Here is a 12999-nt window from a genome sequence, read left to right on the forward strand (position 1 = left end):
AATTTGTGTAAAACAGCAGGTTGCGGACTTTTTCTGGGTGTTGTCCAGAGCCCTGGACGACGGTCTTAACTGCATCCATTTCCATAAGGTCAAGCAGGAGGAGCTCTGCATCCTTCTTCGCGGTTATCATACTCCGGAGGAGCTGTACGCTCTTCTGCACTACGTCGTAGGATATAGCGCCCATTTCAAGGATTTCGTCTACGAATATTATAAAGGGATCTGCAACGTTCAGGATTTTGCATCCCTGGCGAACATGAGCGTCCGCAGCTTTCAGCGCAAGTTTAAGGCGGAGTTCAAACGCCCGGCTCACGAGTGGCTCCAGGAGCGTCGCGCCGAACGCGTCCTTCACGATTTACGCAATACGAATAAGACTTTTGCTGAAATCGCCACGGATCACGGCTTCTCTGCGTCGTCCTATCTCATTACCTTCTGTAAACGATATTTCGGACAGACTCCTATGAATCTACGCATCCATTCGGAAGCGTTTTCGCCCGATTTTTCAAGGAGGAGCAACGCTTCATCCCCGCGCCGGAGGTCGGAAAAACCCTCTGAAACGAGCGCTAATGCGAAAAACCTCCCGAAGCGGCGCGCCGCTTCGAGAACAAAGGCGTCTGAAAACCGATAACACGTGATGGCCTATGATATCGATATGCGAAATAAAAATACTTCTGCTCTCCCTGCTGCTGCCGGTCTGTTGGCAGGCGGGGTATGGGTAAGAATACTTAAATGAACAACGCAAAACGAAAGAACAATACTTTAACAACCCTTACACTTAAAATTTTTAAATCATGAAAAGAAAAAACTTCTTTGTAACACTGATGATGGGAGCGGCTCTGATCGCGGGTCTGGCCTCCTGCAACAAGGACAGCGATCACGCCGGCGGTGTTGACGACGGCGCTACGGGAGCGGTGAAGATCACGCTGGGCTTCGACAAGGCCCCCGGCACGTATGCTACGCAATCGACAGCCAAACCGGGCACGACTTGGGCATCCAACATCCATAGTCTGGCCATCTTCTTCGTGGACGGCGGCGTGATCAAGAATGCCCAGAGCATTGCTTTGCCAACTACGCAAGAGGTCTCAGGCTTGGACGAGGTGACGAGAACGATCAATAACGTTCCCGCAGGCACCTACACCGTCTATGTCTTCGCCAACTGGGATCAGGGCGACAATGCGAACGGCAAGAATTGGAGCATGGCTACCGCCAAGGGGCGCAATATCGCGGATCTATACATGGATGCGCTTGAAAATACGACGACTTACACAGCTTACAAGCACCAGACCTCGGAGGCTAATTCGGCCGGTTATAATGAGGCTCCCGAAGTGTTCGTAGCTTTTAAGGAGAACGTAAAAATTGAGGCGGACAAAACCACCGGTGAGGGTGCCGGAGAGTTGTATACGCTGACCCGTATCGTGAGCCTCGTGCGCGTGCGTATCGACCAGAGCGTGGACAACAATCTGAATCTCAATGACAAGATCACCTTCCAGGACGGTAATGCTTCGCTGCGTATCCGCCGTATCCGCACGGGTATCAACCTGCTCTACACCGACGCTACGTTGACGACGACGACCCGCCGTGCTCAAGCTAACGCCCAGGACAACGTGTTCTTCGCTCTGGGTGCGTTCAATGAAGCGCAGACCGCTACCGGTTACAGTGCAGATACTGTACTTACTGATAATTTCACCTCGTGGAAGGACGTGATCCTGATCCCCGCCGGCCATGCAACTACCAGTGCCGAGAAACTCGACGTGGTGGTTACCGGTATCGTCAAGACTGGTGAAACATACGTCCCCGCCGGCTATCCCAAGCAGGAACCCAATCCCAACTACGATCCGAACGGACCAAAAGATAACACCAATCCGGAATACATTACAATAGAAAGCGCTCCCGAGGGTTCGCAGATCGCATGGGCCGGCGCCGTCACCGCCGTGCTCACGGCCAACAACATCCTGGAGCTGAACCTTACGCTCAAGAGCACAGGTACGTGGGTAGACCCGACCGAACCCGACAAGCCGCTTCCCCAACCGGAGGAATACGGCAATCTGGAGATCAAGGTCGATCTGGCACCGTGGGGCAGCATCGCATCGGTGGATATGGAGTTATAATCCATCGTTCGAGCGACGAAACAAAAGGGGGAGAGTGGAGCAATCCCTCTCCCCTTTTCTTTTTTTCACTTTCATTACCCGGAGGAGTATTCAGGTATAAATTTTAGAACGTATGATACAACGCTACAAGAACATGAAAGGTCGGTTGCTGGGTTTATGTCTGGTGATCTTCGCCGCGGTATCCTGCACTTACGACTACTTCGAAGACGAGAACAATTTCAAGATATACATCCCGCAGCTCAAGGACGGGACGATCGACAACGTGCTGGTGTCCATTCACGACGCTTCCGGCACGCACCGCTATACCCGGTTCATAGAGGGACCGTTCGACCCCAACACCATAGGCAGGGACGGCATCCTGCGATTCAAACTGCCGTGGGGCGGAGGCTACAAGGTGAGCGCCTTCGCCAACGTGGACGAGACCTACTGCGATAGGGGCCAATCCTATCAGGACTCCCACATCTCCGAGCCGCTGCTCGGCAATGCCGGGACGGTACACACCCCCGGCCCCAACTTCCGTGTCGTACTTCAGGACGATATCACGTCCTACCCGCTGGAGCATCCGATGGCGGGCATCGTCGATACGGTCAACTTGGCAAAAGACAGCGTCTACAAGGCCAGCGTTCTGTGCGAGTTCAAAGAACTGCCGGCTGCCGTAGCGCGAATAGATATTTTATATAAGGGCGTCGGCACGCACATGAGCTTCGACGGCTGTTACCGCCGTCCGGCGGGTGGATACGTGCAGAGCTCGCACGAGGTAAGCTCCTCCGGCGCCGATTTCACGACAGGTCCCGAGTACGTCTTCCCCTCGGGCGGTACGCACTACGCCGACCCGAACCGCAATACGACGCGCGAGGCGATGGACCTCGCCGTGCGCTTCTACGATGCAAGGGGAAACGTCATAGGCGTGTTCAGCGGTTTCGATCAGGAGACTCCGCCGACGGTCACCGACCCGAAGGGCAACCCCGTACCGTGGAATTTCCACCTCGACCCGAAGCACCAGGTGAAGTTCGTGTTCAAGGGCTTCTTCGTCTTCGGCATCGAGCTCGTCGGATGGGGCGACATCGAACAGGGCGAGGTCACGCCGATGTAGACAGCATGGCATATATGAAAATAAAAATAACGATTACAATGAAAAAGTCTATCATCCGCATTGCCGGCATCATCGGGTTGCTGACGTTTCTGTCCGCCGGCCATGCCCGGGCGCAAGCCGTCAAAACGAATATCCCGCTGATCCTGGCGGGGAGCCCCAACGTGGGCATCGAATGGAACGTAGGCCGGCAGTTCACCGTGAACGGCGACGTGCTGTGGATGCCGTACATGTTCAAGAAACACGAAGAGGTGTTCCGCACGCTTATCGGAAGCATCGACCTGCGCTACTACGTCAAACCGAAATACTACTATACGAACAACGCCTTCGACGGTTTCTACATAGGCCCCTACGCCATGTACGGCAACTTCAACATCGGCCTGTACAAGGGCGAGGACAAGGAGAGCTACCGCCGCAAGGGCTGGGGCGTGTCGGCCGGCGTGTCGCTCGGCTACAAGTTCTACCTCGCGAAACGCTTCCGTTTGGATGTGAACCTCGGGGTAGGCTACGCCCACCTGCAGTACAACAAGTACCTGCTGGGCGGCGAGTGGGCGCACTATCCGCTGGAGAAGAAAAACACGAAGATGTGGATCGGCCCCACCAAGTTCGGCGTCCACCTGGTGTACAACATATTCAAATAGCCGTCGAAAAAAAAGATAATCCTGATGAGAAAATTTAAACGCAACGCAATACTATCGATGTGCCTGCTGCTGGCCGCATGCTGGGCTACGAACGCTTCGGCGCAGGACGAAGGCTCCCCGCGCAGCCAGGCGCGCAGCGAAGCCCGCGCAGCGCGTATGCAGCAGCGGGGACAGATTCCCGCTGCGGAGAAGAGCCGCTCCCGCGGAAAGCAGGAGAAAGCGGCCGCCGCAGAGGAGGCCCCGGCCCACAGCCGGGCCACGCGCCTGGAGCGTCTGGGCGACCGGGCGTTCATCACCAGCCGCTACGACAAGGCCATGAAATTCTATGAACGGGCCTCCTCCCGCGTGGACGGACACGACATGCCCGAATGGCTGCGTCTGGAGCTGAAGATGGCCCGCGTGTACAACATGCTGCAAGATCCCGAAAACAGCGCGAAACACTATACGACGGTCTACGAAAGCAGCGATTCCTTGCTGGACGTGGACGACGCCTGCACCTATATCGACGCGCTGCGCCTGCTGGATCGCACCCAGCAGGCCGAGGTCGTGGCACGCCACTATGCCTTCCGCAGTCCGCACAGCCGCAACCAGCGTTTCCTCAATACGCTCTACGCGCTCTCGAATCAGCAGCACTACTATAACAAGGGCGAAGCGGACTACGCCGTGCGCCTGCTGGCAGGCAGTACGGCGGCCGAATACTGGCTCGGAGAGTGGGACGGACGCATCTTCTGCGCGGCCAGCCAGAGCCGCATGCTCGACCCGCGCAAGGTCTTCTTCCACCGCACGGAGTATTTCTCCATCGGCGGCGACGGCGAGCTGAAGCCCCTGCGCGACCTGCCCCGCGAGGTGCAGAACGGGGCCGCCGCGTCGGAAGGCGACCTGCGGGTGGTCACGGGCATCAACTACCGCGGGTCGGACCGCATCCACGGCGTGGATGTCAAGGAACTGTTCCGCACCCAGCTTTTCTATACGGTATATAACGCCAGGCGCGGCGGATGGAGCGCCCTGCAGCCGTTGTTCGAGCATCAGGAAGAGGCGTGCTACGCCCACCCGGTGCTGCTGGACGGAGGACGCATGCTGCTGTTCGCCTCCGATCTGGAAGGCGGCTACGGAGGCATGGACCTCTACGTCTCCTACTGGAACGAGCAGACCGAACGCTGGTCCGACCCCGAAAACCTCGGCTCGACGGTCAACACCGAAGGCGACGAGATATTCCCCTCGATCATCGAAGACGAACTCTACTTCGCCAGCAACGGGCAGGAAGGCTACGGCGGATACGACATCTACCGCGTGAACTTCGTCGAGGGCAAGATCATGTCCAACTCGCTGTGGCATCTTCCTTACCCGATCAACTCCGTGTACAACGACTACGGGATGATGTTCCATGACGGGCAGGGGTATTTCATTTCGGATCGCCGGGGCCTCGAGTTCCGCGACGACATCTATACGTTCGAGAACGCCCGCACCTCGATTTCGGGATTGGAGGCGCTCGGCGTCTCGCGGGAATATCTCGCCCTGAACGGCGCCCTGACGCAGGTGACGGACCTGGAACGCGGAGGCGGCGCCCCGACGGACGACAGCCTGATCGAGAGTACGATCCGCATGCAACCCGAAGAGGGAGAGATCCTGCTCACGCTCTATTACGATTTCGACCGCTGGGAACTCCGGGCGCAGAGTGCCGAAGCGCTGCGCGCGCTGGCCGCCGACCCGGTGATCGGGACACTGTCCGAGGTCATCGTCGTGGGCTATGCCGACGAAATGGGAGCGGAAGGATACAATCAACGGCTCTCGGAACAACGGGCCAGGGCGGCGGCCGAGGAGCTCGTTCGCTGCGGCATGAAGCCCCGGATCGTCTGGGAGGGCCGTGGGCGCACCGCCCCCGACGCCGAGGACTACCGCGCACAGATGGAAGAGCGACGCCTGAGCCTGTCCGGAGGATGGAACCCCGAGACGCCCATGATCGAACTGCCCCTGCGCGAGCGCATCGAACTGAACCGCACGGCCCGCCGCGTGGACATCATCGTCAAAAAACAATAATCCGGGAAAAATAAAAACAGCATAAAATTATGAAAAGCATCGACAAATATATTCTGATAGCCGGCCTCTTCGCAGGCGTTCTCTCGACGACTCCCGCGGCCGCCCAATACATGCCCGTAGTCTATGACAAGAACTACGGACGCGCACACCAGTTCGAGGTCATGGAAACCGACTTCACCAACGGGGAGGCCGTAGCGGCCGGCGTAAGCGACTCCCGCGCATCGCTCACCTGGCTCGACCGCAGCGGCGGCAGCCGCCTGTTCAAGCGTTTCCCGGGCGATGAGTTCGAGCGTATCCTCGCGCTGGAGAGCGTTGGCGACGGGCAGGTGCTCGTGATGGGCTACCGCCACATCCCCGCCGGCGACAAGCGCAGCCGTGCTACGGGCCATGCCATGCTGATGGGCAGTAACGGCGTGGTGGAGCGCGACTTCTATATCGGCGAGCCGGGCACGAAGATCATGGCCGGGCAGGTCCTGCCCGACGGACACATCATCCTATCGGGCAGCACGCTGAATAAGGAGGGCCGCGAGGCGGGCTTCGTCTGCAAGGTGTCGCCCCGCAACAAGGTCGTCTATTTCTATACGGCCGTGACGGGCGCCGTGTGCCGCCATTTCGATGTGCTGGGCAACCGCTCGGAACTGCTGCACGCCGCCTTCACCGACGGCAAGGGCGGCAGCTCGGTGGTGCGCCTCGACGAAAACGGCAAGCCCTATTTCCTCACGACGCTGCCCGACGAGAGCTACCGCATCGAGCGGATGGTCTCGACCGCCGACGGTGACATCTATCTGGTGGGCCAGGGCGAGAAAGCCGGGGGCACGGTCGTGAAGATCCGTCCCGAGGGCGACGAGGTATTCAACAAACCCATCGTTCCGGCCTCGGCCGACACGCGCCTCGACCAACTCGGCGTGTTGCCTACCGGCGAGCTGCTGGTGGGAGGCCACGACTCCAAGAACTCCTACTTCGCGCTGCTGCGTTCGGACGGTACGGTGCTCATCTCGAGCGCCGACCGGGGCGAGGTTTCGGCCATCGCGCAGAACATCGCGGGCGATCACTGCGTCGTGAGCCTTTACGACCGCAGCGCCTCGCGCGGCAAGATCATCAAACTCTCGAAAGAGGGACGCAAGCTCTACGAGAAGAATACCGCGGCCAATTACACGAACCTGCGCATCAACGGCAACGACGACCTGCTGATGGGCAACTCCGCAACGGGACGCCTCTCGATGCTCTCGGCCACGGGCGAGACGCTCTTCGACCGCTTCGCCGTGGAGAACGAGCCTACGACCTTCAGCGAGGTCTGCCTGCCCATGAGCGGCGAGGCGTTCTTCGTGGGCGAGGGCAGCCGCGTGACGAAGCTGGCGCACGGCATCCACGTAAGCGACATTATCGTCAACAAACCCATCGACGGCTACGCCACGGCGACCTTTACCGTAACCCTTTCGGGCTTCGGATTCACGGACGAGGGTACACCCCGTCCCGTTACGGTGAACTACAAGACTACGCCGGTCAGCGCCAAGGAGGGGCTTAACTTCACGCCCGTGACCGGTACGCTTTCGTTCATCCCGAGCACCGACGGCCGCGACCGCTACCTGAACCGCTATACGGTGGAAGTTCCCGTCATGGCCAACGACCTGCTCGAAGGCGACCGCACGTTCGACCTTCAGCTTTCGGACGTTACCGACTCGTACCTGATCCGCGGCAAGAGCCTTGCCACGATCGTAGACCAGCCTTCGGTTGTGCGGATGATCTCCTCGACGGCCGGAACCGAGGGCGAGAGCGACGTAGTGTACGAACTGGGTATCTTCAAGACCAACGGCGTGCGCCTGACGAACGCCACCAAAGCCGATATCGTCATCGACGGCATCTACGGCAAGGGTACGGCCGACAAGATGGACTTCGACATGGGCCGCCAGCCGCGCCTGACGATCACCCCGGGCAGCCACAGCGGCCGCTTCAGCGTGCAGACGTTCGAAGATACGCGTTACGAGAACATCAAGACCGTCGTGGTCGATTTCAACAAGATACACGCCATGTCCGACACGGAAGTGTCGTTCGGCAGCAACGTGCTCAGCTGCGAAGGGCTGATCTACGACCAGCCGGCGCTGGTGGCCATCGAGTCGCTGGGCGACTACAACAAGATGAACAACGTGGTGTCGGGATTCTTCAAGATCTCGCTGCTGCGGGCCAAGGACGGCGCCGTGCAGACCAACTGCAGCGGCGGGGACATCTTCCTGCAGACCCAGCTGGATGATAAGGCTACGGCGGTGCAGGGTACCGATTTCGTCTTCTCCAACGCTCATGACCTGCGCATCTGGGGCGACGACCGCAGCAGCGCCGTCAATCTCAACGGTATGGTGCTCTACACCCCCGACAGCATCGTCAAGACCGTGGGCGTGAAGCTCAGCGGCGTCAGGGCCGCCGAGGGAGCCGGCAAGATCGGTATCGCTCCCGACAAACAAAGTGCAAGCTTCAATATCCTCAATAGATAGACGGATGATCGCGATGAAACGAAATAAGGTCGGACATCTGATCCGGACGGCTGTCCTGCTGCTCCTGCCCCTCGGGGCGGGGGCACAGGCTCCGGCCCCGCGCCACAGCGCCGAGGTCGCATGGGGCGTATCGGTACCGCTGGGGACGGGCTATCCCGACAAGACGGGAGCGGCCGCCTTCTCGCTGCGTTACGAGTACCGCTTCGCACAGCGGTGGGCGGCGGGAGTCTCGGTCGCCTGGGACCGTACGGCCGACAACGGGGTGTTCGACGGTCACTTCGACGGCGACGCTGTAACGGGCTACGCCGAACGCACACGGCAGCAAATCCCCATCACGGCCACGCTGCGGTGGTACATGCTCGGTGGGCGCACAAGTCTGTTGCAACCCTATCTCGGCGCCGGTGTCGGCGCCCAGTGGACCCGGTTCGATATTACCGGGGAGACGATCAACACCTCGAAGGCCGACAGCTGGGGCGTGGGTGCCTCGGCCGAGGTCGGCACACGGATCTATCCGCGGCGCGGGGGAGCTCTCTTCCTCGACGTGCGGGCGGCTTACCGCTACGGTTCCAACCGGTGGAAGGCCGCAGAAGTAAACGGCCTGCACGGGTTTTACCCGTCGATAGGCGTGGGACTGAACTTTTAAAACCGCGAGCGCAACGCCCCATGCACCCGAACGAGCCGCAGGAGGGGCAAGGGCCGCCGAAACCGAAGCGCCCGGACGAGCCGCAAGTGTCGGCGGGATTGCCCCGGCGACGGGCACAGGAAGAAATTGATGACATAGATATACATATACCATGAAACGATTATTGACATATACACTCGAATGCGCCATGGCCCTGTCGCTGTCGGCGGGGCTGGGCGGCTGTGCCAAAGACCCTGTCGGGGCGGAGGGCCCCACGGGCGGGGAGAATCGCTTCACGCTCACGTTCGCCGGTCGGACGACGGCGGCGCTGCCCGCCGACCAGACCGAGACGGTCTATGCAGGTATGCGTTTCGCCGCCTACCGGTCGCCCTATACACAGTCCGGCAACCTCTCCGGTGCGGGCACGTTCAGCCACGAGGTAATCCTCAAAAGAGACGGTAACGTCTATACGGGCATGATGCGTACCGGCAACTGGGGCCTGGCCGCGGTTTCCCCGCGCAGCGACCTGCTGCCCCTGCCCGGAGCGGGAGCGGACATGACCGAGACACCCATGTACCGGATGCCGGAGGATGCGACGACCTGCCCCGAAATCTTTTTCGGCAGCGTAACCCTGCCCGAGATCGAAGCGGACAAGGATGCGAAGGCCGATATGTCGCTGGCGCGCAACATGTCGCAGGTGTACGTGCGTATTCTCGACAAGGACAATATCGTGAATGCGAGTAAGCCTATTACGGTTCAGCTGACGGAGGTGCCGAGCACCGTTTCGTGGGCGGGGAACATCCTGCCGGACAAGACGAAGCCGGAGCTGCGCGAGGAGCCCATCGTGCTGACGATTCCCGCCACCGAGACGTGGACGGATTCTCTCTCGACCGATAACAAGCCATTATTCAAAATGTCGTCGATGGGCCATCATACGATCATCCCGGCGCACCGGGGGAACGATTTCTGGAACGCAGACGGCACGGTGAACGACAAACCCGCCGACATCCTCGAACACAAGATGAAGATCTCGCTGACCTACACCGACAAATGGGGCGCGGAGCAGACCATCGAGGCCAAGGAAGTCCCGGAGGTGCCCCGCTGCAACGGCCGCATCGTCTACAACCTGATCCCGGTGCCGAAGAGCACCGACGTGGTGATCGTAACGGAGCTGCTGCCGTGGAACGTGGAAGATACGCAGACCGAGACCGTAAAGCGGAAACTGAACGCCGCCAACTGCGTGGTCGTGGCCCCGGGCCGGGCGGCCGAGTTCTCCGTGGAGGACGTCTTCCAGACATGGAACTTGGAACATAGCACGGAGCTGGGCGGCAAGATGGCCCAGGATCAAACGCTCGTCGCCGAGGTGATCTCGGGCAGTGATCTGATCTCGGCCGAGGTCGTGAACCCGATGGGCAATGGCGCGACGGGCGCCCATCACTCTGTCCGGGTGAAGGCCGCAAATCCGAACATAACCGGCGAGGCCACCGTGGGCCTGAAGCTGCAGGGCGATCAGGGTTACCGCTGGATCTGGCACGTACACGTAACCAGCGACCCGCAGGCCCACACCGACGGACATTGCCCGTGGACGGCTGCCGCCACCGACGGACGCGACTGGGGCTCCGCTGCGCCCGACCAACAGAAAGGCTTCGGCGTGGTAGTGACGAAAGCGGGTGCGACCACCTCTCCGGCCTCGAAAGTCGTCACCCTGAAGACCGAGCCGGGAGCCCTTCCCTACAAGGTTACGCTCGTTACGGCGAACGGCGGCTCCACAAAAGTGGATGCGTCGGTCGCAACCATCTGCCTGTGGAACGGGACGCAGATGAAAGCGGACGTGTCCGAACTCTACGCGGTGCCCGGCCATGCAACCGACATCTGCGTGCAGATCAAGGATGCCGCCCGGTTCACCGGGGGCTATCTGAGAATCGAGCAGTGCAAGCTGGACGGCAACTTTGCCGAGGCGCAGTATGTGCAGGTGGGCAAGGGTACGATGACCATGACCGACGCATCGGTAACTTACGCGGGAGGAACGAGCAACTTGACCGTTCCGACGATCTCGGTCACCTATCCGGACAATACGCGACAAACCGTTACGGGCCAGTGGACGGCCCAGCCGTGCGACGAGAACGGCAATCCCGCCGCCAGCGACTGGGTGACGCTGACGACGGCCACGGCCGCTGGCGGAGGCAACATCACGATGAGAGCCAATCCGCAGACGGGCTATGTGGAGCCCATGAAAGTTGGCTTGCCGGTAAGTGGCTACGACCTCTCGACCCGGGGCGGACAGACCGCAAGTAACACGGCCAACTGTTATCTCGTACATGCACCCGGAACATACACCTTGCCGCTGGTCTACGGCAACGCCATCAAGGACGGGGCCACGAACGCCGCGGCCTATACCTCGACGGCCGCCACTTCGAACAACATCCTGAATCCCTTTATCAACCATCTGGGCATCGGCATTACCGATCCCTATATCAAAAATAACAATAATATCACCCTCACGGAAGCCAAGTTGTTGTGGCAGGACGTGGAGGGGATGATCGACGCATCTTCCGTATCTATCAGCGGGGATAACCTTACCTTCCGGGTAACGAACAGTATCGACTACGGCAACGCCGTGCTGGCGGTTTACGACGATCAGAATCCGAAACAGATCGCCTGGAGCTGGCATATCTGGGCCACGGACTACGAGCTGGGAACGGATCTGGTCGTAACCAACGGGACGCACAAGATATGGCCTATCCATCTGGGCTGGTGCCCCGGCCCGGAATACGAGGCACGGAGCCAGCGCCTGCTGCTGACCGAGGCCGGCACAGGGGCCACCGTCATAGTGACGGTAGACCAGGCGGCCTACAAGGGGCTGGGCAACCACCCCTACTACCAGTGGGGCCGCAAAGACCCGCAGCTGCCCTCCGACGGTACCACCAATACCAATAAGACCTGGTACAACGAGATGGGAACGCCTTCGACCGTTTGGGATTACCGGCAACTTAGGACTTCTACGAGTCAGGATGCGAAAGAGGTTATTCAGGCATGTATTCAGAATCCGATGACGTTCTCTCACGGAGCAAGTACTGATACCGGTCTTAATAGTTTAGATAAGCTGGATGGGCAATATTCTAACCTGTGGGCGGCCAACAGTGGATTTGTCACGGCAGGCTCATATCTGAATGAATCGACCAAAAAAACCGTTTACGATCCTTGCCCGGCGGGATACAAGGTATCTATGGGCAACGCTCTCGCCCCCTTGATCACGAACAGAGGTACATGGAGCACTACCCCTGCGGGTCGGTATTTCGACTGCACGGATGAGAGCGGGAATCCGGCTACCGTATTCTTTCCGGCTTCGGGCTATCGCTCTTCATCTACAGGCGTGCTCGGTGGCGTCGGCAGCGAAGGGGACGCCTGGATGGTTGAAACGAAAGAAGAGCGCAACGGCTATAACATGGTTTTCCTGAACACGGACGCGAGCATCAAACTGCAGAATAATGCTGTACGCTCCAACGGCATCCCGGTGCGTCCCGAGAAGGAATAGGCAACCGGGCGTCGAAAAGACGACGCAACGGAAAAACGATAATATAAACGAAAAAACAGCGAACCGCCGGGAAGAGCCCGGCAACGAAAACACGATACAAAGACCATGAAACGACCGTGCACCCGATACCTGACTCTCGCCGCGCTGTGCGCGGCGGCCCTGGCCTCGTCCTGGCTCGTCTCGTGCGAGAGCGGTTGCACAGGGGACCCTGACGGGCCTGCCCCGGCCGGACGCACGGTGCTGGCGTACATGGCCTCCGACAACGACCTGAACGCAGAGACGTCCGACAAGATCGCGGCGCTGTGCCGCGGCCGGGCCGCGGCCCGCGCGGGAGAACTGCTGATCTACGCCGATACTCCCCAAGGCGCCCGCCTGCTGCGGGCGCTGCCCGACGGGACACAGCAGACCGTGGCCGAATACGGGGCGGAGAACTCCGCGTCGCCCGCCGTGCTGGGACGGACGCTGCGCGAGACGATGAACGCC

The 12999-nt window shown here is 60.0% G+C and carries 10 protein-coding genes and 1 pseudogene; 9 read left to right on the forward strand and 2 right to left on the reverse strand.

Features of this window, described 5'->3' with window-relative positions; all coding sequences use genetic code 11:
• On the reverse strand, positions 1-349 hold a 349-nt coding region (locus PGR91_RS06930; protein ID WP_270399310.1), incomplete at its 3' end, for a hypothetical protein.
• Between PGR91_RS06930 and PGR91_RS13575 the strand changes: the two genes are divergently transcribed.
• On the forward strand, positions 254-625 hold the full coding sequence (locus PGR91_RS13575) for a helix-turn-helix transcriptional regulator (protein ID WP_409049098.1): 372 nt from the start codon (positions 254-256) through the stop codon (positions 623-625). The genes PGR91_RS06930 and PGR91_RS13575 overlap by 96 nt on opposite strands.
• Before the next feature lie 246 nt (positions 626-871).
• Here PGR91_RS13575 and PGR91_RS06935 read toward each other — a convergent pair whose 3' ends face one another.
• Positions 872-1054, reverse strand: a complete 183-nt coding sequence (locus PGR91_RS06935) for a hypothetical protein (RefSeq protein ID WP_270399311.1) — start codon at positions 1052-1054, stop codon at positions 872-874.
• 40 nt (positions 1055-1094) lie between these two features.
• On the opposite strand from PGR91_RS06935, the gene PGR91_RS06940 reads away from it, so the two are divergent.
• From PGR91_RS06940 to PGR91_RS06975, 8 genes and pseudogenes are all read left to right on the forward strand, one after another.
• Entirely contained in the window at positions 1095-2105 is a 1011-nt protein-coding gene (locus PGR91_RS06940; protein ID WP_270399312.1) for a hypothetical protein, read from the forward strand.
• A 112-nt stretch (positions 2106-2217) separates the two neighbouring features.
• Entirely contained in the window at positions 2218-3198 is a 981-nt protein-coding gene (locus PGR91_RS06945; RefSeq protein WP_118655952.1) for a hypothetical protein, read from the forward strand.
• 38 nt (positions 3199-3236) lie between these two features.
• The gene (locus PGR91_RS06950) at positions 3237-3836 is read left to right on the forward strand and encodes a DUF3575 domain-containing protein (RefSeq protein ID WP_118655954.1); all 600 of its coding nucleotides are present in this window, start codon (positions 3237-3239) and stop codon (positions 3834-3836) included.
• Between the two features lie 24 nt (positions 3837-3860).
• Positions 3861-5873 carry an OmpA family protein gene (locus PGR91_RS06955; RefSeq protein WP_118655956.1) on the forward strand — a complete coding sequence of 671 codons (2013 nt, stop codon included), beginning with the start codon at positions 3861-3863 and terminating at the stop codon, positions 5871-5873.
• Between the two features lie 29 nt (positions 5874-5902).
• Positions 5903-8359: a Calx-beta domain-containing protein gene (locus tag PGR91_RS06960; protein WP_118655958.1), complete on the forward strand. Its 2457-nt coding sequence runs from the start codon at positions 5903-5905 to the stop codon at positions 8357-8359.
• Positions 8360-8372: 13 nt separating this feature from the next.
• The gene (locus PGR91_RS06965) at positions 8373-9002 is read left to right on the forward strand and encodes an outer membrane beta-barrel protein (protein WP_182424219.1); all 630 of its coding nucleotides are present in this window, start codon (positions 8373-8375) and stop codon (positions 9000-9002) included.
• A gap of 151 nt (positions 9003-9153) precedes the next feature.
• Positions 9154-12516, forward strand: a complete 3363-nt coding sequence (locus tag PGR91_RS06970) for a hypothetical protein (RefSeq protein WP_147387372.1) — start codon at positions 9154-9156, stop codon at positions 12514-12516.
• A gap of 105 nt (positions 12517-12621) precedes the next feature.
• Positions 12622-12999, forward strand: a pseudogene (locus PGR91_RS06975) (hypothetical protein); the annotation flags it as partial.

Origin of the sequence: Candidatus Alistipes pullistercoris (assembly GCF_027665465.1) — a bacterium.
Lineage (GTDB): Bacteria > Bacteroidota > Bacteroidia > Bacteroidales > Rikenellaceae > Alistipes_A > Alistipes_A hominis.

Bases quoted from the DNA above. Each gene is read 5' to 3' on its own strand.
- PGR91_RS06945 (WP_118655952.1), top strand. From the start codon at position 2,218: ATGATACAACGCTACAAGAACATGAAAGGTCGGTTGCTGGGTTTATGT.
- PGR91_RS06960 (WP_118655958.1), top strand. From the start codon at position 5,903: ATGAAAAGCATCGACAAATATATTCTGATAGCCGGCCTCTTCGCAGGC.
- PGR91_RS06955 (WP_118655956.1), top strand. From the start codon at position 3,861: ATGAGAAAATTTAAACGCAACGCAATACTATCGATGTGCCTGCTGCTG.
- PGR91_RS06965 (WP_182424219.1), top strand. From the start codon at position 8,373: ATGAAACGAAATAAGGTCGGACATCTGATCCGGACGGCTGTCCTGCTG.
- PGR91_RS06970 (WP_147387372.1), top strand. From the start codon at position 9,154: ATGAAACGATTATTGACATATACACTCGAATGCGCCATGGCCCTGTCG.
- PGR91_RS06935 (WP_270399311.1), bottom strand. From the start codon at position 1,054: ATGCTCTGGGCATTCTTGATCACGCCGCCGTCCACGAAGAAGATGGCC.
- PGR91_RS06950 (WP_118655954.1), top strand. From the start codon at position 3,237: ATGAAAAAGTCTATCATCCGCATTGCCGGCATCATCGGGTTGCTGACG.
- PGR91_RS13575 (WP_409049098.1), top strand. From the start codon at position 254: ATGAGCGTCCGCAGCTTTCAGCGCAAGTTTAAGGCGGAGTTCAAACGC.